The sequence below is a fragment of the Pseudomonas sp. DWRC2-2 genome (assembly GCF_049897885.1).
Taxonomy (GTDB): domain Bacteria; phylum Pseudomonadota; class Gammaproteobacteria; order Pseudomonadales; family Pseudomonadaceae; genus Aquipseudomonas; species Aquipseudomonas azotoformans_A.
The window spans coordinates 1,369,387-1,394,184 of record NZ_JAFCXD010000001.1 but is presented as its reverse complement, the minus strand read 5'-3'; the positions used below and the strand labels follow the sequence as shown (position 1 = coordinate 1,394,184).

The window sequence follows — 24,798 nt, the reverse complement described above, 5'->3', positions numbered from 1 at the left end:
ATATCGGCTTCCGGCCTGTCGTTAGAATGCCGATCACTCGCTCGTCGTCTCCAGTGTGTAGCTGGTGTAGGACGCAGCACCGCAATTCGGTTTCCCTTAAGTCGCATCGTGGGCCATGGCTCATACTGCTGTTTTGCCCTATACCGATGGAGTCCCAAGATGAAGAAACTCGTGCTGTTGGGCGCCCTGGCGCTGTCCGTGCTGTCCATGCAGGCTTTCGCTGAAGGCAAGCCCCTGAAAATTGGTATCGAAGCGGCTTACCCTCCGTTTGCCTCCAAAGCCCCCGATGGCAGCATCGTCGGTTTTGACTACGACATCGGCAACGCCCTGTGCGAAGAGATGAAGGTCAAGTGCACTTGGGTCGAGCAAGAGTTCGACGGCCTGATCCCAGCGCTGAAAGTGCGCAAGATCGACGCGATCCTGTCGTCCATGTCCATCACGGAAGACCGCAAGAAATCCGTGGACTTCACCAATCGCTACTACCTGACCCCTGCACGCCTGGTATTGAAGGAAGGCACTGCGGTCAGCGACAGCCTGGACGAACTCAAAGGCAAGAAAATCGGTGTACAGCGCGGTTCGATCCACGATCGTTTCGCCAAGGAAGTCCTTGCCCCTAAAGGCGCCACGGTTGTGCCTTACAGCTCGCAGAACGAAATCTACCTGGACGTGGAAGCCGGTCGCCTCGACGGCACCGTGGCTGACGCCACCCTGCTGCAGGAAGGTTTCCTCGACACACCGGCCGGCAAAGGCTACGCGTTCACCGGCCCATCCTTCACCGACGTCAAATACTTCGGCGACGGCGTAGGCATCGCGGTTCGCAAGGGCGACAAGGAAAACCTGGACCGCATCAACGCGGCTATCGCGGCGATCCGCGCCAGTGGCAAGTACAAAACTATCCAAGACAAGTACTTCAACTTCGACATTTACGGCCCTGAAGCCAAGTAAATCGTCTTAGCGGTCTGTCCGAAATGGCGCAAGCAACAGAATTCCTGAGGTTTGCGCCATTTTTTCATCCCCCTTTTCGAGGACCTGAATCATGTTGAAAGGCTACGGGGCCGTCATCCTCGATGGCGCATGGTTGACGCTTCAGCTCGCCTTGTCGTCCATGGCCTTGGCCATTGTTCTGGGTCTGATCGGGGTCGCGTTGCGCCTGTCGCCGGTGCGCTGGTTGGCCTGGCTGGGTGACTTGTACTCCACGGTGATCCGCGGGATCCCCGACCTGGTGCTGATCCTGCTGATTTTCTACGGCGGTCAGGACCTGCTCAACCGTGTCGCGCCGATGTTGGGTTACGACGACTATATCGACTTGAACCCCTTGGCCGCCGGTATCGGCACCCTGGGTTTCATCTTTGGCGCCTACCTGTCGGAAACCTTCCGCGGCGCCTTCATGGCCATTCCCAAGGGCCAGGCCGAAGCCGGCCTTGCGTATGGCATGAGCAGCTTCCAGGTGTTTTTCCGGGTGATGGTGCCGCAGATGATCCGTCTGGCGATCCCCGGTTTCACCAACAACTGGCTGGTCCTCACCAAGGCCACTGCGCTGATTTCGGTGGTGGGCCTGCAAGACATGATGTTCAAGGCCAAGCAGGCGGCAGATGCCACCCGCGAACCTTTTACCTTCTTCCTCGCAGTGGCGGCGATGTACCTGGTGATCACCAGCGTGTCGTTGCTGGCCTTGCGTCATCTTGAGAAGCGCTACTCGGTAGGCGTAAGGGCGGCTGATCTATGATCTTCGACTACAACGTCATCTGGGAGGCCATGCCGCTGTACCTTGGCGGCCTGCTGACCACCCTGAAACTGCTCGCCATCTCGCTGTTCTTCGGCCTGCTTGCCGCCTTGCCTTTGGGCTTGATGCGCGTGTCCAAGCAGCCGATCGTCAATGGCGCAGCCTGGCTCTACACTTACGTGATCCGTGGCACGCCGATGCTGGTGCAGCTGTTTTTGATCTACTACGGTTTGGCCCAGTTCGAAGCCGTGCGCGAAAGTTTTATGTGGCCACTGCTGTCCAGCGCCACGTTCTGTGCGTGCCTGGCGTTTGCGATCAACACCAGCGCCTACACCGCCGAAATCATTGCCGGTAGCCTCAAGGCCACGCCCAATGGCGAGATCGAAGCGGCCAAGGCCATGGGCATGTCGCGCTACAAGCTGTACCGCCGCATCCTGCTGCCATCGGCCCTGCGCCGCGCGCTGCCGCAGTACAGCAACGAAGTGATCATGATGCTGCAGACCACCAGCCTGGCCTCCATCGTGACCCTGATCGACATCACCGGTGCCGCGCGCACGGTGAATGCCCAGTTCTACCTGCCGTTCGAAGCCTACATCACCGCCGGCGTGTTCTACCTGTGCCTGACCTTCATCCTGGTGCGCCTGTTCAAGTTGGCCGAGCGCCGCTGGCTGAGCTACCTGGCTCCACGGAAGCATTGAGATGGAACGTATTGATCATCTGTTGCCCTGGGGGCACCTGGGCTGCGAGCGCCAACTGAGCGTATTCCGTTTCGGCCAGGGCGAGCGCAAGGCCTATATCCAGGCCAGCCTGCACGCTGATGAATTGCCCGGCATGCGCGCCGCGTGGGAGCTGAAAAAGCGCCTCACCGAACTGGAACAGCAAGGTGCGCTCAACGGCGTGATCGAGCTGGTGCCGGTGGCTAACCCGATGGGCTTGGGCCAACTGCTGCAAGGCAGTCACCAGGGACGTTTCGAGGTGGGCAGCGGCAAGAATTTCAATCGCGACTTCGTGGAGTTGAGCGAGCCGGTTGCCGAGTTGCTCAACGGCAAGCTGGGCGATGATCCTCACGCCAATGTGCGCATGATCCGTCAAGCAATGTCTGACGCGCTCAATGCGTTGCCCGAGCCAAGCAGCCAGCTGCAAGGCATGCAGCGCCTATTGCTGAGCCATGCCTGCACCGCCGATGTGGTGCTCGACCTGCACTGCGACGCCGAAGCCGCGCTGCACATGTACGCACTGCCTCAGCATTGGCCGCAGTGGCGTTCGTTGTCGGCGCATTTGAATGTGAAGGTCGGCCTGCTGGCGGAAGACTCCGGTGGCAGTTCGTTTGATGAGGCCTGTTCGCTGCCGTGGCTGCGTCTGTCCCAGGTGTTTCCTGAGGCGCAAATCCCGTTGGCCTGCATGGCGACTACGCTTGAGCTGGGCGGCCAGGCCGATACCGGGCGTGACGAGGCGATTTTCCACGCCGAAGGTATTCTCGCGTTCCTCGCCGAGCAGGGCCTGATCAAGGGCGAATGGCCTGCTCCGCAATTCGAACCTTGCGAAGGCGTGCCTTTCGAGGGCACCGAATTGCTGTTCGCGCCCCACGCTGGGGTGATCAGCTACCTGCGTAAAGCCGGTGAATGGATCGAAAAAGGCGAGCCGATTTTTGAAGTGATTGACCCCCTTGAAGACCGCGTGAGCACGATTTGCGCGGGCACCTCGGGGGTGTTGTTTGCCGTTGAACGGCTACGTTATGCCCAAGCGGGTTTCTGGCTGGCCAAGGTGGCGGGGCGCGAAGCGCTGCGTCACGGGCGCTTGCTCAACGACTGACCACCTGTTTTTGTGAGAACCGACCGCATGTACAAACTTGAAGTCCAAGACCTGCATAAACGCTATGGCAGTCATGAAGTGCTCAAAGGTGTGTCCCTGGCCGCCGCAGCCGGTGATGTGATCAGCATCATCGGTTCCAGTGGTTCGGGCAAAAGTACCTTTTTGCGCTGCATCAACCTGCTGGAGCAGCCCCACGCCGGCAAGATCCTGCTCAACAACGAAGAGCTGAAGCTGGTCGCCAACAAGGACGGCGCCATGAAGGCCGCCGACCCGAAACAGCTGCAACGCATGCGTTCGCGCCTGTCCATGGTGTTCCAGCATTTCAATCTGTGGTCCCACATGACCGCGCTGGAAAACGTGATGGAAGCCCCGGTTCACGTGCTGGGCGTGTCGAAGAAAGAAGCCCGTGAAAAGGCCGAGCATTACCTGGCCAAAGTCGGCGTGGGCCATCGCAAGGATGCGTTCCCCGGCCATATGTCCGGTGGCGAGCAGCAGCGTGTGGCCATCGCCCGCGCCCTGGCGATGGAGCCGGAGGTGATGCTGTTCGACGAACCCACCTCGGCGCTGGACCCGGAACTGGTCGGCGAAGTGCTCAAGGTGATGCAGGACCTGGCCCAGGAAGGCCGCACCATGGTGGTGGTGACCCACGAAATGGGCTTTGCCCGTGAAGTGTCGAACCAGCTGGTGTTCCTGCACAAAGGTATCGTCGAAGAGCGCGGCAACCCGCGTGAAGTGCTGGTGAACCCGCAGTCCGAGCGTTTGCAGCAGTTCCTTTCCGGTAGCTTGAAATAATCAAGACTGCCGTTGTGCACTGATATAGGGCATGCTTCGCGCTTTGCGCAACATGCACTATGTTGGTGGTTGCCACTTTTGGCCTTAACACTGTTACTCGCTTCGGATAGCCCTCCATGACCGCCCATCGCATTGGTTTCCTGATTTGGCCCAGCACAAAAGCACTGACGCTTGCGCTGGCTGAGGAGGCCTTGCGCGTTGCTCAGCGGGTGCATCCGGACGTGGTCTACGAGCTGTCGTTCCTGCTCGCCGAGCCGGCCACCGACGGCGCCTGGCAACTGCCGGGCGAGCCGTGGGCCGGCAAGCTGGAAGGTTTCCAGAAGCTGTTCCTGCTGGCGGACGAACCGCCCACCGTCATCGCTTCGCAACTGAGCACCGCGCTCAAGCAGCTTGTCCGGGCAGGCTGCGTGATCGGTGGCCTGTCGGCGGGTGTGTACCCGTTGGCCCAGCTGGGTCTGCTCGACGGCTACCGCGCCGCCGTGCACTGGCGCTGGCAGGACGATTTCGCCGAGCGCTTCCCCAAGGTTATCGCCACCAGCCATCTGTTTGACTGGGACCGTGACCGTCTCACGGCTTGCGGCGGCATGTCGGTACTCGACCTGCTGCTGGCAGTGCTGGCCCGTGATCATGGCGCCGAACTGGCCGGTGCGGTGTCCGAAGAACTGGTGGTGGAGCGCATCCGCGAAGGCGGGGAGCGCCAGCGCATTCCCCTGCAAAACCGCCTAGGCTCCAGCCATCCAAAGTTGACCCAGGCGGTGTTGCTGATGGAAGCCAACATCGAAGAACCGCTGACCACCGACGAAATCGCCCAGCATGTCTGCGTGTCGCGACGACAACTCGAACGCATCTTCAAGCAATACCTCAATCGCGTTCCCAGCCAGTACTACCTGGAATTGCGCCTTAACAAAGCGCGCCAGATGCTCATGCAAACCAGCAAGTCGATCATCCAGATCGGCCTGTCGTGCGGCTTCTCCTCGGGGCCGCATTTCTCCAGCGCCTACCGCAATTTCTTCGGCGCCACGCCGCGTGAAGACCGTAACCAGCGACGTAGCAGCAGCCCGTTCGAGTTGTCGTCGGTGCCTTCCGAGCGCGGTTGAGCATTTTTTACTCCTCACCTTCTTCTTCGGAGGAAGTGCCGTTGTCTGTTGCTTCTGGCTGCCGGGCTTCAGGCACGTCAAAGTCCACAGCTGTACGACGATAATAATGGCGCAGCTTGGCGATCGTCTCGGCAGAGAAGGGGTTGCCGCTGAGATTGAAACCGTCGGCCCTGTCCGCGTCCAGTTCAAACAGGTCGTCAGGCAGCTCGGTCATTTGGTTGTTGCTCAAGTCCAGAATCTCAAGCCGTGGCAGGTTGAACACCCCATTAGGCGGCTCAGTGAGGCCGGCATTTTCGATCATCAGGGTCTCCAGGTCGGACATGTTGCTGACGTCGGGAGAAACTCCCAGGCTGGTGTTGTCGCTCAAGTCCAGGTATTCAAGCGCGTGCAGCTCGCTCAAGCCTGCGGCACTGTGTTGCGTCAAACGGACATCGCTTTGAGTCAGGGTGAGTCGCTTGAGCTTCGGCAGGTTGAATACACCGGCAGGCATGTCTTGCAATGCGTAGCGGTGGATAAACAGGCTTTCCAGGTTGGTAAAGCCCTCGAGAAATCCCGTCGGGATCGATGTGGTGTTTTCTCCCCGCAGTTCCAGCCTTGAAACATGCTCGAAATCAACCCTAAGTACCGGCAGGTCGCCGATCAATGGCACGGCGAGTGTCATGTCGTGGGAGTTTGTCGATGGCCCTTGCTCAGCGTTGAGGCTGGTTTCCCGTCGCCAGCCTTCCTCCAGCATTGCCTTGAACCGGTCCCGCAGGATTTGTTGTCGCGCCCGCGTTTCTTCGTCCATGGGGGCGCCGGCGTGCTGGTCGGGTACGTTTGCCGCCCATTCTGCCAAGTCTGCTTGTAGTCGCTCGTAGTCTGCTTTCAGGCGTACCAGTCTTGCCATTGAGTCATCCAGCCCGCCGGGCAGCCTGAAAATAAAGTTATTGGCTTCATTGTCGGTATAGGTGGGGTAGAGCTCATGGACTAGCCGACGTTCGGCAGGATGGGCGTCTGCGCCAAAGTGTTCGCCGGTTCTCTGGCAATAGTTTTTTATGCTTTCAAGCGTTGCGCGTGAGAGTGGATTGCCTGACAAGTCAATGGCTCTAGCGGTTTCCCAGGGTACGTCGAAGAGGGCGGCGGGCAGCCTCCTCACGTAATTGTTACTGAGGTTGGCGCTGGTCAGCCGAGGGCGGTTGAGCAGGCCTTCGGGCCATTGGGCAATGTTGGTTCGGCTCAGGTTCAGCGTCTGCAGGTGGGTGATGGGTCTGAGGTCGGGAGAGAGTGATAGTTGGTTGTTGTTGGAGAGGTCCAGATGTCGAAGCCCGGTCAACGTCGCAAGGTTTGCACGGTTTTGAATGGATAAGTGGAGGTTGCAGTTGCGCAGCGTCAGGCTGTTGAGATCGGGCATCCCTAGTATCTCGGGGGGGATGGCCGTGATGGCAAGATCGCTGATATTCAGTGTGCGCAATTTGGGAAAGCTAGCCAGGAAGGCGGTTGCGTTCCGGGTGGTGCGATAGCCCTTCAGGTTCAGGGTGGAGATGAAGTGGAAGCGCGCATCCAGTGTCGGCAGTTCGCCATACACGGCCTCGAGTTGCAATAGGTGGCCTTCGCTAAAGGTCGGGTCCGCTGGTGTTTCATTGCGCCAGGCACCGATCAGTTGTTGGCGCCACCTCCAGCGGCTGAGTCGCTCATCGGTGGCGGTCTGGGGAGGGAGCGGTATTTCGGTGCCAAGCAAGGTGCGCGGAGTATTTCGGTACCAGGCCGAAAGGCTGTCTTCGAACCGTAAAAACTCGCTCTTGAGGTACTGAAGCGTGCGCAGTGGCGAGCCGGGCAGGTTTTGCAGGAAGCTCAGCGTACTGCTCACTTGTGCCGGGTTCAGGCGGGGGTATAGCTCAAGCAGCAACTGCGCCTCCGGGCTGTTCAGGTGTGCCGCGTTCGCGTCGTAGCCCTCCATGCCGCCGGGCAGGCGCATCAAGTTTGGGTCGTAAAAGGGTTTGCGCACAGGGTGTTCGGCCAGCAGCTTACCCAGCGCTTCACGCGCCAAAGTGTGTTGACGCAAGGTTTGTCTCAGCTGCGGACCTTGGCCAATATGAATGCCCAGTGCGTTGCGTTGTTCGTCAGGCAATGCTTGGAGTAGTGCCGTGTAAAAGTCGGTCTCTCCAAACAAAGTGCCTTTGCCGTCCTCGGGAATGTAATCGCCCTCGACGGTGCGCACGAGGGTGCGTTGTATGGGGGCCTGAAGGCTGCCGATAGCATCTCGCACCTTGCCGGTACGGCTGAAATCGGTGACGACCAGGCGCACCTGTGGCGACCACCCCGGCAGATTTTCCAGCGAATGCAGGGCGAGCCGGTGTGTGTCGTTGCTTTCCAGTGCGTCCATGTACAGCCCTTCGTGGGCCCGACTGATTCGGACTTCATGAGCGGCCCAGCGCGCGCTCAATCAGCGACGTGGGCACTTTGCCTTGATCGATGTCCAGCAGCTCTTGGCCGGTGGCGCCGCGTAGTATTTCTTCGGCCATGCTCGTTGGCAGGCCAGAGGTGGTGTCCATGATCTTCTGCACGCGCGGGTCATCGGTTATTTCCACTGTCCGATAGCGCGAGTCAAACAGGCTGGCGCGTTTGTTTTGGGCTTGGCGTGCCAACCGTTTGCGCAGTTTGGCGACGCGCACGTGCAGTTGAGCGATGGGGGTGCCGAAATCTTCTTCCAGCAAGGTTTTGCGCTCTGACTCGTTCAAGGTTTCCAGCAGGGTTTTCAACAGGTCGCCGTTGTTCATCTGGGCTTCGTGTATCTGTGCCACGGCGGCGTTCGCCTTGCCTTGATGCTCCCAGACGGTTTCACCTTTTGCGTTCAGAAATCGCAGCGTCTTGGATTCGGGCCACAGGCCGGTCTGGCTCAGCAGCCACAGTTGGGTCTGTGGATCGGCTTGTCGATAAACCAGAGGATCGTCGCTGTTCATCTGGTCGATGAAGTCTTGCAATTGCTCATCGATCCTGACGCGCTTGAGTGTGTCGACCAGCAGTGGGGGCGGCGGCTGGCGGTCCATATACATCTTGCGCAGAACGCCGTCGTCGGCCCCGCTGATGCGATGGGCCAGTTCAAGGCCCGCTTCACTGATGTCGTCAGCCAGTGGGCCGAGGCGGCTCAGCAGGGTCGTGCGATCCCACGTCAGCGGGCGATCATGCGGCATCAACCAAGCCCCCTTGTCGTTGCCGATTACCGGTGGGCGGTAGGCGTGCGCGCGGGTGGGGTGTGCAAGGACCGTGTCGCCCGATTGTTGCGTGACCGAAAAATGCCGTCCGTTGAGCGCCAGGATCTGTTTACCTGAGTGGGCATGCAGCCCCTGCTGGTCGGGGCGTGAACCGGCGGCGAGCTGAATGTCATGGGCGTAGGGGGCCGGGTCGGGGTTCCACAGGCGGGCTTTACCATCCGTGTTGACCTGCGTGAGCGAGTCAAAAAAGTCCCACAGCTCCTTCGGCAGCGCCTGTCGCAGCAGACCCTCGGCAATCAGTGCGCCGACCGCAAACAAGCCCAGTTGAACCATTTGCTCAAGGATGGACATCAGGTGTTCGAATGCCTGGCGCTTGAGGCCTTCGGCCCAATCGAAGATGCCTTCGAAGACCTCATCAAGCAGTTGATAGGCGGTATAGCCGAGCATCAGCAACCCTAGCGGGGGAACGAAAGGCGCGGCGATGAACGCAGCGATTTCAAGAATGGATTCACCGATTTTTTGCACAATGTCCCAGCGTCGCCAGCGTGCTTGGCTATCGGCGTCGGCGGTGGGTATGGCCGTCACCCGCGCGTCATTGAGCAGTTTGTCGAGTTTGCTTTCGTACAGGTGCTCGTACAGGTTGCCGCTGATTTTTTCTGCGTTGAATTGCAATTGGGGGTTGGCTATCGGCTCGTCGCGCCATGTGGGCCGTGAGTCGCCGGCGATCTGCTCGTGCCAGACGACTTGCGACAAGCGGTTGTTGAGATCGGCAAAGAAGTAGCCACGGTGTTCCTGGTTGACGAAACGGCTGAAAAACGCCTGGTAGTCGGCGTTGCGTAGCTTGTTGGCCAGGTCCTGCATAAACACTGTGCCGTTGAGGTAATACTTGAGGGGGGACTGCGGGTCGCCGGGGATGTAGGCCACCACCGGGACTGCGCTGCGGTGTAACTCCAGGTCGGCGGCGAACAATACGATGCCGGTCAGCGGTGCGTTCATCAGGCTCAGGTCGTGGCTGAACAGCTTCTTGCCGGCAAGCTCGGCGCCAAAGTTATTCAGGCAGAGTTCCAACGCACGAAAGGCCGTGGGCGTCACATCCTTTTTCAGCCGCGCCATTTGCAGGCTGGCCCGTGCTTCGGCTTTCAGGCTCTGGATGACCTTGTTACGCAATCGGGCCTTGAGAACAGCGTTCTGGAAACCGAAAAATTGCTTCAGGTAGCGCTGATAGTGCGTGCCAATATCCAGCTGGCGGCACAACCCGATGAATTGCGCGATGCTGATTTGGTCGCGTACCGCAGGCAGCGTGTCGAACTGCCCTGAGCCGGACGGTTCGGTAATGAAGGTCGACTCTGGGGTGTAAGCCGTTGCTTTGCTCTCATCCGCATCGAAGTTGTGCAGCGCCGCCGCCACCAGCGACACCGTCCAGGACTTGACTGCACCGGTCTCGATGGGAAGCAAGGGGAGGGTCAAAGGGGTATACAGGCGCAGATAGGTGGTGCTGACATCGGACTCCACATCAAATTGTTGCTTGAGTGCCTGTTGCAGCAAAGGGGCCGCAAATGCCTGGGGTGACTGGAGCGTCGCCAGGGCCGTATCAACCCGGTTTTGCGCCTCCCAGCTGGCCTGCACTGCATTTTTGACGGGGACGTGTTGCGAGCGATTGGCGTCACTCTGCCAATCGCTGAATTCGAGCCGGATGTTCTGCAAGGCTTGGCGTTTGTCGTTTGAAGCGTTCCCGAGCCATTTTGGAAGGTGGGTGTGAGCCCCAGCGGGTACTCTGCTTGCTGCGTCGATAAGGCTTTGGGCGATAGTAGCTGTGGACACGTGGCTAATCCTTCAGTGATCAATAGCGTCTGCGTCATCACATCAAGCCTGGTAGCCGAAAGGGCAGCGAATAGTTAGGGCGTACAAAGAAAATCAGCATGCCGTGCCTCTGCCTCTCAAGCGGCACACCGTTTAAACTGCGCCATTGCGACGCTATTTGTCGCATTGGCGTAAACCCGCCAAAATCGCGGGTTGGCGCTATAAGAAGTTGTCGCTTGGCGGCAAGGCCGCGCTGAAAACTGTCCTTACAATCCCTGCATCGCCCGCCAGTTCCAGGCAGGCGTTCCTCTTCAGGAGACTCCGATGTCCGTTGAGCAAGCCCCGGTGCAACGTGCCGATTTCGACCAGGTCATGGTGCCTAACTACGCGCCTGCCGCCTTCATCCCCGTGCGTGGCGAAGGCTCCCGTGTCTGGGACCAGGCGGGTCGCGAGCTGATCGACTTTGCCGGCGGCATCGCGGTCAACGTGTTGGGCCACGCCCACCCGGCGCTGGTCGGAGCACTGACCGGACAGGCCAACAAGCTGTGGCACGTCTCCAACGTCTTCACCAATGAGCCGGCGCTGCGCCTGGCCCATAAGCTGATCGACGCCACCTTTGCCGAGCGCGTGTTCTTCTGCAACTCCGGCGCTGAGGCCAACGAGGCTGCGTTCAAGCTGGCTCGTCGCGTCGCGTTCGACCGTTTCGGCACCGAGAAGTACGAGATCATCGCCGCATTGAACAGCTTCCACGGCCGTACCCTGTTCACCGTCAACGTCGGTGGCCAGTCCAAGTACTCCGATGGGTTCGGTCCTAAAATCACCGGTATCACGCACGTTCCTTATAACGACCTGGCTGCGCTGAAAGCCGCCGTGTCGGACAAGACCTGCGCCGTTGTACTGGAGCCGATCCAAGGCGAAGGCGGCGTACTGCCGGCCGAGCTGGCTTACCTGCAAGGCGCCCGCGAGCTGTGCGACGCGAACAACGCGCTGCTGGTGTTCGACGAAGTGCAGACCGGCATGGGCCGCAGCGGCCACCTGTTCGCTTACCAGCTTTACGGCGTGACCCCGGACATTCTCACCAGCGCCAAGAGCCTGGGCGGCGGTTTCCCGATTGCGGCGATGCTCACCACCGAAGCGCTGGCCAAGCACCTGGTGGTCGGCACCCACGGCACCACCTACGGCGGCAACCCGTTGGCGTGCGCGGTGGCTGAAGCGGTGATCGACGTGATCAACACCCCAGAAGTGCTGGCTGGCGTGAATGCCAAGCACGACCTGTTCAAGGCGCGCCTGGAGCAGATCGGCAAGCAGTACGGCATCTTCACCGAAGTGCGTGGCATGGGCCTGTTGCTCGGTTGCGTACTGAGCGAAGCGTTCAAGGGCAAGGCCAAGGACGTGTTCAACGCGGCCGAGAAAGAAAACCTGATGATCCTGCAAGCCGGCCCGGACGTAGTGCGTTTCGCGCCGAGTTTGGTGGTGGAAGAGGCGGATATCAAGGAAGGCCTGGACCGTTTTGAGCGTGCTGTGAAAGTGCTGACGCAAGGCTGATGACCCTTCACCACCTGGCACGCCGGGTGGTGAACCGAATTGTGTGTGTGCCGGGCCCGCCCGGCATTTTTTCCTCTGTGCAGGCTCCAGGCCTGCCTGTTTTTCGAGTTAAGGAGTGACACCATGCTGGTGATGCGCCCCGCGCAAATGGCTGATCTGGGCGAGGTACAGCGTCTGGCTGCGGACAGCCCGATTGGTGTCACCTCCTTGCCGGACGATGTGGAACGCCTCAGCGACAAGATCGCCGCCAGCGAAGCGTCCTTCGCGGCCGAGGTCAGTTTCAACGGCGAAGAGAGTTATTTCTTCGTGCTCGAAGACACCGAGACCGGCAAGCTCGCCGGTTGCTCGGCCATCGTCGCCTCCGCCGGCTACTCGGAACCCTTCTACAGCTTCCGTAACGAGACCTTCGTGCACGCCTCTCGCGAGCTGAAGATCCACAACAAGATCCACGTGCTCTCCCAGTGCCACGACCTCACCGGCAACAGCCTGCTCACCAGCTTTTACGTGGTGCCTGAGCTGGTCGGTTCGCCGTGGTCGGAACTCAATTCCCGTGGCCGCCTGCTGTTCGTGGCCAGCCACCCCGAGCGCTTTGCCGACTCGGTGGTGACCGAGATCGTCGGCTACAGCGATGAGAACGGTGACTCACCGTTCTGGGACGCCATCGGTCGCAACTTCTTCGACCTCAACTATGCCGCCGCCGAGCGCCTGTGCGGGCTGAAAAGCCGTACCTTCCTCGCCGAGCTGATGCCGCACTACCCGATCTACGTGCCGCTGCTGCCGGACGAGGCCCAGGAAGCCATGGGCCAGGTGCACCCGCGTGCGCAGATCACCTTCGACATCCTCATGCGCGAAGGCTTCGAGACTGACCATTACATCGACATCTTCGACGGTGGCCCGACGCTGCATGCGCGGGTTTCGGGCATTCGCTCGATTGCCCAGAGCCGCGTGGTGCCGGTGAAGATTGGTGAGATGGTCAAGGGTGTCGGTCGCCAGTACCTGGTGAGCAACGCGCAGTTGCAGGATTACCGCGCGGTGATGCTGGAACTGGACTACGCGCCGGGTAAACCGGTGACGTTGGACCTCGCAGCGGCCGAAGCCCTGGGTGTTGGCGAAGGCGCGAGTGTGCGCCTGGTAGCGGTTTAAAAAGAGAGTTTCGCGGGTGGCTGACAACAGCGGCCCGTTCGAGGAGATAGCATGATCGTTCGTCCCGTACGCAGCAGCGATTTACCGGCCCTGATTGATCTGGCGCGCAGCACCGGCACCGGCCTCACCACCTTGCCGGCCAACGAAGAGCGCCTGACCCACCGTGTGGGCTGGGCCGAGAAAACCTTTCGCGGCGACGCCGGGCGCGGCGATGCCGACTACCTGTTCGTGCTGGAAAACGACGAAGGCCGCGTGGTGGGGATTTCCGCCATTGCTGGCGCCGTTGGCCTGCGTGAGCCTTGGTACAACTTCCGGGTCGGCCTGACGGTCAGCGCCTCCCAGGAGCTGAATATCTACCGCGAGATCCCGACGTTGTTCCTGGCCAACGACCTCACCGGCAACTCCGAGCTGTGCTCGTTGTTCCTGCACGCCGATTACCGCACCGGCCTCAACGGCCGCATGCTGGCCAAGGCGCGCCTGCTGTTTATTGCGGAGTTCCCGCAACTGTTTGGCAACAAGATCATTGCCGAGATGCGCGGTGTGTCCAACGACGCGGGGCGTTCGCCGTTCTGGGAAAGCCTGGGCCGGCATTTTTTCAAGATGGAATTCAGCCAGGCCGACTACCTCACCGGTGTGGGCAACAAGGCGTTTATCGCCGAACTGATGCCGAAGTTTCCGCTGTACAGCTGCTTCCTGTCCGAGGATGCGCGCAACGTGATCGGCAAGGTCCACCCGGACACCGAGCCGGCGCTGAGCATGCTCAAGAGCGAAGGCTTCAGCTATCAGGGCTATGTCGACATCTTCGACGCGGGACCTGCAGTGGAATGTGAAACCACCAAGATCCGCGCCGTACGCGATAGCCAGTCGCTGGTGCTGGCCATCGGCACGCCGGGGGATGATGCCACGCCATTCCTGATCCATAACCGTAAGCGCGAAGAGTGCCGCATCACCGCCGCACCGGCCCGCCTGGCGGCAGGCACGCTGGTGGTCGATCCGCAGACCGCCAAGCGCCTGCAACTGGTGGTGGGTGATCAAGTGCGTGCTGTTCCGTTGTCTGCTGCTCGGGAGTCGAAATAATGAATTCGCTGTATATCGCAGGTAGCTGGTTGGCTGGCCAGGGTGAGCTGTTTGAATCGCGCAACCCGGTGACTCAGCAGGTGCTGTGGGCTGGCACCGGCGCGACGGCGGAGCAGGTTGAGTCTGCCGTGCAGGCTGCACGCCAGGCGTTTCCGGCCTGGGCCAAGCGCCCGCTGGAAGAACGCATCGCTATTCTGGAAACCTTCGCCGCCACCCTGAAAAGCCGCGCCGACGAAATCGCCCGTTGCATCGGTGAGGAAACCGGCAAGCCGCTGTGGGAATCGGCCACTGAAGTCACCAGCATGGCCAACAAGATCGCGATCTCGGTGCAAAGCTACCGCGAGCGTACCGGCGAGAAGAGCGGCCCCCTGGGCGACGCCACCGCCGTGCTGCGGCACAAGCCGCACGGCGTGGTGGCGGTGTTTGGCCCGTACAACTTCCCTGGCCATTTGCCCAACGGCCATATTGTCCCGGCGCTGCTGGCGGGTAACACCGTGCTGTTCAAGCCGAGCGAGTTGACCCCCAAGGTTGCCGAGCTGACCGTGCAATGCTGGATCGAAGCCGGGTTGCCGGCGGGTGTGTTGAACCTGCTGCAAGGCGCGCGGGAAACCGGTATCGCGCTGGCGGCCAACCCCGGTATCGACGGGTTGTTCTTCACTGGCTCGAGCCGCACTGGCAATCATCTGCATCAGCAATTCTCCGGGCGCCCGGACAAGATCCTCGCGCTGGAAATGGGCGGCAACAACCCGTTGGTGGTGGACGAAGTCGCGGATGTGGATGCGGCGGTGTACACCATTGTCCAATCGGCATTTATCTCGGCCGGCCAGCGTTGCACCTGTGCCCGTCGCCTGTTGGTGCCGGAAGGCGCGTGGGGTGATGCGTTGCTCGCGCGTCTGGTGGCGGTCAGCTCGACAATTGAAGTGGGTGCGTTCGACCAGCAGCCGACACCGTTCATGGGCTCGGTGATCTCCCTCGCGGCGGCCAAAGCTTTGATGGACGCCCAGGAACTGATGCTCGCCAATGGCGCCGTGGCGCTGCTGGAAATGACTCAGCCCCAGGACCAGGCCGCCCTGCTGACCCCCGGCATCATCGACGTGACTGGCGTGAGCGAGCGCGAAGACGAAGAACTGTTCGGCCCGCTGTTGCAGGTGATCCGCTACGCTGATTTCGAAGCGGCGATTGCCGAGGCCAACAACACCCAGTACGGCTTGGCCGCCGGTTTGTTGTCGGACTCCGAAGCACGCTACCAGCAGTTCTGGCTGGAAAGCCGCGCGGGCATCGTCAACTGGAACAAACAACTGACCGGCGCCGCCAGTACCGCGCCGTTTGGTGGAGTAGGGGCGTCGGGCAACCATCGCGCCAGTGCCTATTACGCGGCGGATTATTGCGCGTACCCGGTGGCCTCGCTTGAGACCCCGAGCCTGGTGTTGCCAGCCGCGCTGACACCCGGCGTGCGATTGCCCTGATTGCTATTGATGCCTATAAAAATACAGATGTTCGTGGAGCCTCGCTGATGAAATCCTATGAAGTCAATTTTGACGGTCTAGTGGGGCCGACCCATAACTACGGCGGTTTGTCCTTCGGCAACGTCGCGTCCCAGAGCAACAGCCAGCAGCATTCCAACCCCAAGGAAGCGGCGTTGCAGGGCCTGCAGAAGATGAAAGCCCTGATGGACATGGGTTTTGTGCAAGGGGTGTTGGCACCTCAGGAACGTCCTGATGTGGCCGCCTTGCGCAGCCTGGGTTTCAGCGGCACCGACGCCCAAGTGATCCAGCAAGCGGCCAAGGATGCGATGCCGTTGCTGGTCGCGAGTTGCTCCGCATCGAGCATGTGGGTGGCCAACGCCGCCACCGTCAGCCCAAGCGCCGACACCTTTGACGGCCGCGTGCATTTCACCGCCGCCAACCTCAACTGCAAATACCACCGCAGCATCGAGCACCCGACCACCAGCCGTGTGCTGGGCGCGATGTTTGCCGATCAGAAGTACTTCGCCCACCACGCCGCGTTGCCGGCGGTGGCGCAGTTCGGTGATGAAGGCGCGGCCAACCACACGCGCTTCTGCCGTGACTATGGCGAAGCGGGCGTCGAGTTCTTTGTGTTTGGTCGCAGCGCGTTCGACCCCCGTTACCCGGCGCCGCAGAAATATCCGGCGCGCCAGACCCTTGAAGCCTCTCAGGCCGTCGCACGCCTGCACGGCTTGAAGGATGACGGCGTGGTCTACGCCCAGCAGAACCCAGCGGTAATCGATGCCGGCGTGTTCCACAATGACGTCATCGCGGTCGGCAACGGCGAAGTGCTGTTCTATCACGAGGATGCGTTCCTCAATACCGAGCAGATGCTCGCCGAACTGCAAGGAAAATTGGGCAAGTTGGGCGGCAACTTCCAGTCCGTCTGCGTGCCCCGCGCCCAGGTCAGTGTCGAAGACGCGGTACGTTCCTACCTGTTCAACAGCCAATTGTTGAGTCGCGCTGACGGCTCGATGCTGCTGATCGTGCCGGAAGAGTGCCGTGCCAATGAGCGCGTCTGGCAGTACCTGCAAGGCCTGACTGCCGCCGGTGGCCTGATCCGCGAAGTGAAGGTGTTCGACCTCAAGCAAAGCATGCAGAACGGCGGCGGCCCGGCGTGCCTGCGTTTACGTGTGGCGTTGAACGAAACGGAACTGGCGGCGGTGAATCCAGGGGTTATCATGACCGCGCCGTTGTACGAAACACTGACTCAGTGGGTAGGCAAGCACTACCGCGACAGCCTGCGCGAAAGCGACTTGGCTGACCCGCAATTGCTGCTTGAATGCCGGACGGCACTGGATGAACTGACGCAAATCCTTAAACTGGGCGCTGTTTATCCTTTCCAGATCAATTAAACGCCGCATGGCTGAGAGCTATTTATGACCACCGACACCCTGAAACTGATTCTTGAAGACACCGACGGCACCCAGCTGGAAACTTCCTGCACCCGCGTCGCCGTGGTCTGGCAGGGCAAGGAGATCTGGATCCAGCACGACGGCCGTGGCCAACTGCTGATCGGTGTGGACGTGGAAGAAGGCGACGCCGAATACGCCAACCTGCTGATGCGCCCACTGGCCACCAACCTGATGAGCCTGCAACTGGAAATGGAACCGGCCGACGTTGAAGGTGATGACGACGATCACGTCCACGGCCCAGGCTGCAACCACTAAGGAAGCTGCGTATGCTCGCCCTCGGCAAACTGCTTGAACTGACCCTCGCCGGTCGCGAACCGGCGCAAAAAATTCAACTGACTGTCGACGGCGTGCAGATGCGCTGGCTCAGCGAGGGCGCGCTTGAAGTGCGTCCGCCGCAGGCTCAAGACAATGGCAGTGACCTGCTGTTGTCGTCCGGCATCCATGGCAACGAGACGGCACCGATCGAACTGCTCGACCGCCTGTTGCATGGCATTGCCCGTGGGGAGATCAAGCCCCGCACCCGTATTTTGTTCCTGTTCGGCAACCCCGAGGCCATGCGCCGCGGCGAGCGTTACCTCGAACTGGACGTCAACCGGCTATTCAATGGCCGTCATGAAAACAACATCGGCCCCGAAGCCATGCGCGCCGCCGAGCTGGAGCAACTGGCCCGTACCTTCTTCAGCCTGCCGGGCCGTTCGCGCCTGCATTACGACCTGCACACTGCCATACGCGGCTCGAAAATCGAACAGTTTGCGCTGTACCCGTGGAAGGAGGGCCGTCAGCATTCGCGCCATGAACTGGCCCGTCTGCGTGCCGCCGGCATGGAAGCGGTGCTGTTGCAGAACAAGACCTCGATCACCTTCACCGCGTTTACCTACGAGCAGTTGGAGGCCGAAGCCTTCACGCTGGAACTGGGTAAGGCGAGACCGTTCGGACAGAACCAGGGCGTGGATGTGTCGCGCCTGGAGATCCGCCTGAAGCAGATCATCGAAGGCACTGAACCTGAGACATCCAGCCTGGATGGATTGAAACTGTTTGCCGTGTCCCGTGAGGTCATCAAGCACAGCGACGCCTTTCTGATGCACCTGCCTGCTGACGTAGAAAACTTCTCGCCGCTGGCGCAGGGGTATCTGCTCGCTGAAGACGTGGCCAAGACCCGTTGGGTGATCGAAGAAGACGGTGCGCGCATCATCTTCCCTAATCCGAAGGTGAAGAATGGCTTGCGCGCGGGAATTTTGATTGTGCCCACCACCGAGCACGGCCTGGTTTAATTATTCAGGTACTGTTTGCGCAGCGGTAACCCGAGTTCCTTGCGTAGCCCGTTTTCGCTGAATTGCGGCGGGTTGGTGTTGCTGGGCGGGGTGCTTGGGTCGCGGTCAAAGTCGAACGGCGGTGCCGTTGTTGGCAGGCCTACGGCTTGCAGTTCGGGGTTCTTTACCGGGTAGCGCGGCTTGGTGCCGTCGATGCCGTCCAGGCTCTCGCCACGCAACAGCGTGCCGCTGATGTGGTTCCAGGCGTGGCACAGCTCATGGAACAGGTTGATGATGCTTGGCGTTCCGGGCGTTATGTCGGTGGTGTTGTACCAGATTTTCCCGCCAAAAGACGGCTGGCCGGGCAGGTCATTATCGATAAACGGCCAGTCCCGGGTGCCGGGCGCAGGGACGAAGTGCCCGTTGAGCTTGGGGTAGAACTCATGAATGGTGATGGGTTGTCCGCTGTCGTGCGCGGCACGCTCCAGTTGCGCGAGCAATCGTTGCCCGGTCGGTGAACTGAGCAGCAGGCTTAAATCGTCATTGACCCGCTGGACGAATTGCGCACTGCCTTGCACAACTAGTCCGCTCTGGTTCAGGGGTTTGGGCTCCAAATGAACCGCATGGGAAGCCAACTGGCCGGGAGGAAGGTCATCCGGCACGTCCGGGTGCATCATCAAGGCACAGTCAACTGTCAGGCTGCTCTTGAAGTTGTAGTATGTGACGTCGTCCGCCTTGAGGCGTGTGACATCGTTGAGCCCATCGCCTGTGTAGATGACGTTGCCGGCGGGCCCCGCCTTGATCCGGTCATTACCGGGGCCACCACTGAGGATATTCGATCCTCGCCCCCCGACAATATGATCATCGCCCTGGCCTCCATCAATGAAGCAAGAGCCGTTGCCGCCGCTGATTTCGTCAGCGCCGGGACCGCCATACACGGTCATGTGGGTGTCTTGAAAACCGTGCACTTCGTCATTGCCTTCGCCCGCTTCCACATGGCAAGTGCCGTTGACGACAGCGATGAAGTCTTCGCCGGGGCCCGTGTAGAGGGTGGCCGTTTTGGCGGCGCTGACCACTCGGTCGTCGCCTTCGCCGCTGTACACAAAGATCGGCACAATCACGTTATCTTCAATATGAATTCGATCGTTACCGCCTTGGGTATACAGCACCAGTGTTTGCGTGCGCCAGTTGAGGGTGATCTCGTAGCGGGACTGGTTGATCTGCACCGTCAGTGTCAGTTGAGCGTCTAGGTGAGGGGCGGCGAAGATGTTCAGCGTGTCGTGTGTATTGAAAGTGGTGAGGCACAGTTGATCGACGTCTTCATCCCTGAACAACTTACGTTCGATGCGCACATTTTCATTTTCAAGTACTTCGTGGACTTCGATAAAGCCTGGGCCGTCGGGGCGTTCGTTGGTAGGTTCGCGCCTGGGGTCGGGGGTGAGTATAAGCGCATCAATGACGTAGACGCCTTCGGCATTTTGATGTGGGAGCATGTCGCAGTTCCTTGCGTTTAAGGGCAGGCCTTACTAAACCGCAGGAGTGAGTGCTTGAAACGGTAGATATGCAGGCGTCAAAAAAATGCCCCGACAGAGACCTGTCGGGGCATTTTTTAATCACGGGCTGCGGATGTGTCAGACCGCCAGTTTTTGCTCGCTGCGGCGGATCGCACGGACCTTGTGCAGGGTGTCGGCGCAGGTGCGTGCAGCTTCCTGGCCTTTGTGCACGAAGTGCTCGTAGAAGAAGGTGTGGTGCTCGCTGCCCGCATGGAAGTGATGCGGCGTCAGGGACACCGAGAACACCGGCACTTCTGTTTCCAGCTGAACTTGCATCAGGCCGCTGACCACCGACTGGGCAACGAATTCGTGGCGGTAGATGCCGCCGTCCACTACCAGCGCGGCAGCGACGATACCGGCGTAACGGCCGGTCTTGGCCAGCAGCTTGGCGTGCAGGGGCATTTCAAAGGCACCGCCGACTTCGAAGAAATCGATGTCCGATTCCTGGTAGCCCTGGGCGATCATTTCGGCGAGGAAGCCTTTGCGCGATTGGTCGACAATATCCTTGTGCCAGCAGGCCTGGATAAACGCGACGCGCTCGCCGTGGTGGTTCTTGCTTTTGCTGTCGATGGCGGTGGGTTGCATGTTCTGACTCCTGTTTAAGAAAAAAACAGGGCGTTATGAATCGAATGGGATTTAAGGGTACGCAAGCACACTTCGTGCGCGGCCCTTAGGTGCCAATCCCGTTCTCTCTTCATCCGGACTATGACCGTCGGCCCCGGGATCACACCGGGTCTGCTGACCTTGTCGCCGTCCTGCCTGAGCAGTTCGAGGCGCCAAGCGCTCGCGGGCTATACACATTGCGTGTAATTACCGCCGGTGGGGAATTGCACCCCGCCCTGAGAACGTTGCCACCAGAACCCTGGCGGCGGAGAGTTTTTAACACGCTTTTTCGAAAACTGCACGATTGCCGTATCGATAACCTATATCGGTTTGTTTGGTTGGTATTCGATTGAATGCAATGGGGGCTTGATATTCCGTGGCATTGCCCGCAGTAATCACACTCAAAAGGAACTTACTCAACCCTTCAGAGGCTTGTTTCATGTCTGTGATCGACCTGCGCAGCGACACCGTGACCCAACCCACCCCCGGCATGCGGGACGCGATGGCTGCTGCCCTCAGCGGCGATGACGTGTATGGCGAAGACCCCAGCGTCAATCACCTCGAAGCCGAGCTGGCCAAGCGCCTGGGCTTTGCCGCTGCGTTGTTCGTTCCGACCGGCACCATGAGCAACCTGCTGGCGTTGATGGCCCATTGTGAGCGCGGCGAGGAATACATCGTCGGCCAGCAGGCTCATACCTACAAATACGAAGGCGGTGGCGCGGCGGTGCTCGGTTCGATCCAGCCGCAACCCCTGGACGTGCAGTCCGATGGCTCACTGGACCTGGGCCAGGTACTGGCGGCGATCAAGCCCGACGACTTCCACTTCGCCCGCACCCGCTTGCTGGCGCTGGAAAACACCATGCAAGGCAAGGTATTGCCACTGGATTACCTGGCAAAGGCACGGGCGTTCACCCGTGAGCATGACCTGGCCCTGCATCTGGATGGCGCGCGGCTCTACAACGCAGCGGTCAAGCTCGGCGTGGAGGCGCGCGAGATTGCCCAGCATTTCGATTCGGTGTCGGTGTGCCTGTCCAAAGGCCTCGGCGCACCGATTGGCTCGGTGTTGTGCGGCTCCACGGCGTTGATCGCCAAGGCCCGGCGCCTGCGCAAGATGGTCGGCGGCGGCATGCGCCAGGCCGGCTCGTTGGCGGCAGCAGGGTTGTATGCCCTGGATCACCAGGTTCAGCGCCTGGCCGACGACCACGCCAACGCCCAATGGCTGGGCGATGCGTTGCGCCAAGCCGGTTATGAGGTGGAGCCAGTGCAGACCAACATGGTCTACGTGCAGATCGGTGACCAGGCCCAGGCCTTGAAGGCGTTTGCCGCCGAACGCGAGATCACGTTAAGCGCCGCCCCGCGCCTGCGCATGGTCACGCATTTGGATGTCAGCCGGGCGCAGATCGAGCAGGTCGCGCAGACATTCGTCGAATTTTCGCGGAAATGACAGTGCAGACCGTCTAATTGAACGTTTCAATCGTGTAAACACGCTGTACCACCGGCAAAGGGCCGATATAATGCGGCCCTTTGCCGTCGCTCCGTCTGATGATGTTGCGCACTGGCCTTTGGCCGCAGCCTCCGTGGAAGATCCTAATGAAAAGCGCAGAAATCCGTGAAGCCTTCCTTCGCTTCTTCGAAGAGCAAGGTCACACCCGTGTCTCCTCCAGCTCCTTGATCCCAGGCAATGACCCAACCCTGCTGTTCACCAACGCGGGGATGAACCAGTTCAAGGACTGCTTCCTGGGCCAGGAAAAGCGCGCGTACACCCGCGCCGTCAGCAGCCAGAAATGCGTCCGCGCCGGTGGCAAGCACAACGACCTGGAAAACGTCGGCTACACCGCCCGTCACCACACCTTTTTCGAAATGCTCGGCAACTTCAGCTTTGGCGATTATTTCAAGCAAGACGCGATCAACTTCGCCTGGACCTTCCTCACCGGCGTGCTGAAGCTGCCGAAGGAAAAACTCTGGGTCACCGTCTACGCCAGCGATGACGAGGCCTACGACATCTGGACCAAGGAAGTCGGCGTGCCGGCCGAGCGCATGGTGCGCATCGGCGACAACAAAGGCGCCCCGTACGCCTCCGACAACTTCTGGACCATGGGCGACACCGGCCCGTGTGGCCCGTGCACCGAGATCTTCTACGACCACGGCGCTGACATCTGGGGTGGCCCACCGGGCTCGCCAGAGGAAGACGGCGACCGTTACATCGAGATCTGGAACAACGTGTTCATGCAGTTCAACCGCACCGCCGATGGTGTGTTGCATCCGTTGCCAGCGCCGTCGGTAGACACCGGCATGGGCTTGGAGCGGATCAGTGCGGTGATGCAGCACGTGCATTCCAACTACGAGATCGACCTGTTCCAAAGCCTGCTGGCCGCAGCAGCCAAGGCCATTGGTTGCGCCAATGAAGACCAGGCTTCGCTGAAAGTCGTCGCTGACCACATCCGTTCCTGCGGCTTCCTGATTGCCGACGGCGTGTTGCCGTCCAACGAAGGCCGTGGCTATGTGCTGCGTCGCATCATCCGTCGTGCTTGCCGCCACGGTAACAAGCTGGGCGCCAATGGCAGCTTCTTCTACCAGATCGTCGCGGCCCTGGTGGCCGAGATGGGCGAAGCCTTCCCGGAGCTCAAGCAGAACCAGGCGCACATCGAGCGCGTACTGAAGGCCGAAGAAGAGCAGTTCGCCAAGACCCTGGAGCAGGGCCTGAAGATCCTCGAGCAAGACCTTGCCAACCTGCAAGGCACCGTGGTGCCGGGCGATGTGGTGTTCAAGCTCTACGACACCTACGGTTTCCCGATGGACCTGACAGGCGACATTGCCCGTGAGCGCAACCTGACCCTCGACGAGGAAGGTTTCGAACGTGAGATGGATGCCCAGCGTGTGCGCGCTCGTTCGGCCAGCTCGTTCGGCATGGACTACAACAGCCTGGTCAAGGTTGACGTGGCCACCGAGTTCACCGGCTACAAGGCCACCAGCGGTTCGGCCAAAGTGGTTGCCCTCTATAAAGAAGGCCAGTCGGTTGACGTATTGAATGAAGGTGACGACGGTGTGGTGGTCCTGGACCAGACGCCGTTCTACGCCGAATCCGGTGGCCAGATTGGCGACTGTGGTTTCCTGAAAGCCGCGTCCGGTCGTTTTGACGTGCGCGACACCACCAAGACCGGCGGCGCATTCCTGCACCACGGTGTGCTGGCTTCGGGCAGCCTCACCGTCGGTTCGCCGGTGGATGCACAGGTGGACGCCGATGTGCGTCACGCCACCTCGCTGAACCACTCGGCCACGCACTTGCTGCACGCTGCGCTGCGTCAGGTACTGGGCGATCACGTGCAACAAAAGGGTTCGTTGGTCGACAGCCAGCGCCTGCGCTTCGACTTCAGCCACTTTGAAGCGATCAAGCCGGAGCAGATCAAGGCCCTGGAAGACATCGTCAACGCCGAGATTCGCAAGAACACTGCGGTAGAAACCGAAGAAACCGATATCGAGACTGCAAAAGCCAAGGGCGCCATGGCGCTGTTCGGCGAGAAGTACGGCGACAGCGTGCGCGTACTGAGCATGGGTGGCGACTTCTCGGTAGAACTGTGTGGCGGTATCCACGCCAACCGTACCGGCGACATCGCCCTGCTGAAGATCATCAGCGAAGGTGGCGTGGCGTCCGGTGTGCGTCGTATCGAGGCGGTCACCGGCGCTGCGGCCCTGGCCTACCTCAATGCAGCAGAAGAACAACTCAAGGAAGCGGCCAGCCTGGTCAAGGGCAGCCGCGACAACCTGATCGACAAACTGTCCGCTGTGCTGGAGCGTAACCGCGCCCTGGAGAAACAGCTGGAGCAGTTGCAAGCCAAGGCAGCCAGCGCGGCGGGCGAAGATCTGTCGGCTTCGGCGGTGGACGTCAAGGATGTGAAGGTTTTGGCCGCACGCCTGGACGGTCAGGACGGCAAGGCGCTGTTGGCCTTGGTCGATCAGTTGAAGAACAAGCTCGGCCGCGCAGTGATCCTGCTCGGCGGTGTCCATGAGGATAAGGTCGTTCTGGTTGCCGGTGTAACCAAGGACCTGACTGGCCAACTCAAGGCCGGTGATTTGATGAAGCAAGCCGCCGCGGCAGTGGGCGGGAAGGGCGGTGGTCGTCCGGACATGGCGCAAGGCGGTGGTGTAGACGCCGGCAGCCTGGACGCAGCCCTGGCCCTGACCGTGCCGTTTGTCGAGGCAGGTATTTAAGGCACTGTTAACCGGCCCGTGGTCTAGTCACGGGCCTGTTCGGTGCTGGTTGATTGGATATTAGGCGCCCCTTTACGGGCTGA

At 60.4% G+C, this 24,798-nt stretch carries 19 protein-coding genes and 1 riboswitch; of the genes, 15 read left to right on the top strand and 4 right to left on the bottom strand.

Annotated elements, in window-relative coordinates; translation table 11 throughout:
- Nucleotides 1-159: 159 nt before the first annotated feature.
- The 6 genes from ACP7EW_RS06815 to argR all read left to right on the top strand — a co-directional run bounded on the left by ACP7EW_RS06815 (nucleotide 160) and on the right by argR (nucleotide 5,424).
- On the top strand, nucleotides 160-945 hold the full coding sequence (locus ACP7EW_RS06815) for an ABC transporter substrate-binding protein (RefSeq protein ID WP_038848991.1): 786 nt from the start codon (nucleotides 160-162) through the stop codon (nucleotides 943-945).
- 91 nt (nucleotides 946-1,036) lie between these two features.
- Nucleotides 1,037-1,726 (top strand): ABC transporter permease, encoded by a 690-nt coding sequence (locus ACP7EW_RS06810; protein ID WP_010208305.1) that lies wholly within the window; start codon nucleotides 1,037-1,039, stop codon nucleotides 1,724-1,726.
- A complete protein-coding gene (locus tag ACP7EW_RS06805) occupies nucleotides 1,723-2,421 on the top strand; it encodes an ABC transporter permease (RefSeq protein ID WP_038848988.1) in 699 nt (232 codons plus the stop codon). The genes ACP7EW_RS06810 and ACP7EW_RS06805 overlap by 4 nt, the downstream gene beginning before the upstream one ends.
- Before the next feature lies 1 nt (nucleotide 2,422).
- The gene (locus tag ACP7EW_RS06800) at nucleotides 2,423-3,535 is read left to right on the top strand and encodes a succinylglutamate desuccinylase/aspartoacylase family protein (RefSeq protein WP_426216054.1); all 1,113 of its coding nucleotides are present in this window, start codon (nucleotides 2,423-2,425) and stop codon (nucleotides 3,533-3,535) included.
- 27 nt (nucleotides 3,536-3,562) lie between these two features.
- Nucleotides 3,563-4,327 carry an ABC transporter ATP-binding protein gene (locus tag ACP7EW_RS06795; protein WP_016973723.1) on the top strand — a complete coding sequence of 255 codons (765 nt, stop codon included), beginning with the start codon at nucleotides 3,563-3,565 and terminating at the stop codon, nucleotides 4,325-4,327.
- Between the two features lie 116 nt (nucleotides 4,328-4,443).
- Nucleotides 4,444-5,424 (top strand): transcriptional regulator ArgR, encoded by a 981-nt coding sequence (gene argR / locus ACP7EW_RS06790; RefSeq protein ID WP_065909207.1) that lies wholly within the window; start codon nucleotides 4,444-4,446, stop codon nucleotides 5,422-5,424.
- 7 nt (nucleotides 5,425-5,431) lie between these two features.
- On the opposite strand, the gene ACP7EW_RS06785 is transcribed toward argR, so the two are convergent.
- Nucleotides 5,432-7,786 carry a leucine-rich repeat domain-containing protein gene (locus tag ACP7EW_RS06785; RefSeq protein ID WP_426216051.1) on the bottom strand — a complete coding sequence of 785 codons (2,355 nt, stop codon included), beginning with the start codon at nucleotides 7,784-7,786 and terminating at the stop codon, nucleotides 5,432-5,434.
- Nucleotides 7,787-7,820: 34 nt separating this feature from the next.
- Nucleotides 7,821-10,436 carry a dermonecrotic toxin domain-containing protein gene (locus ACP7EW_RS06780; RefSeq protein ID WP_426216049.1) on the bottom strand — a complete coding sequence of 872 codons (2,616 nt, stop codon included), beginning with the start codon at nucleotides 10,434-10,436 and terminating at the stop codon, nucleotides 7,821-7,823.
- Between the two features lie 303 nt (nucleotides 10,437-10,739).
- On the opposite strand from ACP7EW_RS06780, the gene ACP7EW_RS06775 reads away from it, so the two are divergent.
- From ACP7EW_RS06775 to astE, 7 genes are all read left to right on the top strand, one after another.
- Complete coding sequence (locus ACP7EW_RS06775; protein WP_426216047.1) at nucleotides 10,740-11,960, top strand: aspartate aminotransferase family protein; 1,221 nt, start codon at nucleotides 10,740-10,742, stop codon at nucleotides 11,958-11,960.
- 123 nt (nucleotides 11,961-12,083) lie between these two features.
- The gene (gene aruF / locus ACP7EW_RS06770; protein ID WP_003175655.1) at nucleotides 12,084-13,103 is read left to right on the top strand and encodes an arginine/ornithine succinyltransferase subunit alpha; all 1,020 of its coding nucleotides are present in this window, start codon (nucleotides 12,084-12,086) and stop codon (nucleotides 13,101-13,103) included.
- A gap of 51 nt (nucleotides 13,104-13,154) precedes the next feature.
- Complete coding sequence (astA, locus tag ACP7EW_RS06765; protein ID WP_426131609.1) at nucleotides 13,155-14,180, top strand: arginine N-succinyltransferase; 1,026 nt, start codon at nucleotides 13,155-13,157, stop codon at nucleotides 14,178-14,180.
- Nucleotides 14,177-15,646, top strand: a complete 1,470-nt coding sequence (gene astD, locus ACP7EW_RS06760; RefSeq protein ID WP_426216403.1) for a succinylglutamate-semialdehyde dehydrogenase — start codon at nucleotides 14,177-14,179, stop codon at nucleotides 15,644-15,646. Before astA ends, astD begins: the two co-directional genes overlap by 4 nt.
- 47 nt (nucleotides 15,647-15,693) lie before the next feature.
- A complete protein-coding gene (astB, locus tag ACP7EW_RS06755; protein ID WP_426216045.1) occupies nucleotides 15,694-17,040 on the top strand; it encodes an N-succinylarginine dihydrolase in 1,347 nt (448 codons plus the stop codon).
- A 24-nt stretch (nucleotides 17,041-17,064) separates the two neighbouring features.
- Nucleotides 17,065-17,355, top strand: coding sequence for a hypothetical protein (locus ACP7EW_RS06750; protein WP_003214319.1), 291 nt, complete (start codon nucleotides 17,065-17,067; stop codon nucleotides 17,353-17,355).
- A gap of 11 nt (nucleotides 17,356-17,366) precedes the next feature.
- Complete coding sequence (astE, locus tag ACP7EW_RS06745; protein WP_426216043.1) at nucleotides 17,367-18,371, top strand: succinylglutamate desuccinylase; 1,005 nt, start codon at nucleotides 17,367-17,369, stop codon at nucleotides 18,369-18,371.
- On the opposite strand, the gene ACP7EW_RS06740 is transcribed toward astE, so the two are convergent.
- Together ACP7EW_RS06740 and ACP7EW_RS06735 are read right to left on the bottom strand one after the other, a co-directional pair.
- A complete protein-coding gene (locus tag ACP7EW_RS06740) occupies nucleotides 18,368-19,843 on the bottom strand; it encodes a M91 family zinc metallopeptidase (protein ID WP_426216041.1) in 1,476 nt (491 codons plus the stop codon). The genes astE and ACP7EW_RS06740 overlap by 4 nt on opposite strands.
- Nucleotides 19,844-19,981: 138 nt before the next feature.
- A complete protein-coding gene (locus ACP7EW_RS06735) occupies nucleotides 19,982-20,488 on the bottom strand; it encodes a 6,7-dimethyl-8-ribityllumazine synthase (RefSeq protein ID WP_056861672.1) in 507 nt (168 codons plus the stop codon).
- A 96-nt stretch (nucleotides 20,489-20,584) separates the two neighbouring features.
- A riboswitch (FMN riboswitch) is annotated at nucleotides 20,585-20,754 on the bottom strand.
- Nucleotides 20,755-20,945: 191 nt separating this feature from the next.
- On the opposite strand from ACP7EW_RS06735, the gene ltaE reads away from it, so the two are divergent.
- Nucleotides 20,946-21,950 carry a low-specificity L-threonine aldolase gene (ltaE, locus tag ACP7EW_RS06730; protein ID WP_426216039.1) on the top strand — a complete coding sequence of 335 codons (1,005 nt, stop codon included), beginning with the start codon at nucleotides 20,946-20,948 and terminating at the stop codon, nucleotides 21,948-21,950.
- Between the two features lie 146 nt (nucleotides 21,951-22,096).
- Complete coding sequence (alaS, locus tag ACP7EW_RS06725) at nucleotides 22,097-24,715, top strand: alanine--tRNA ligase (protein WP_426216037.1); 2,619 nt, start codon at nucleotides 22,097-22,099, stop codon at nucleotides 24,713-24,715.
- Nucleotides 24,716-24,798 lie beyond the last annotated feature (83 nt).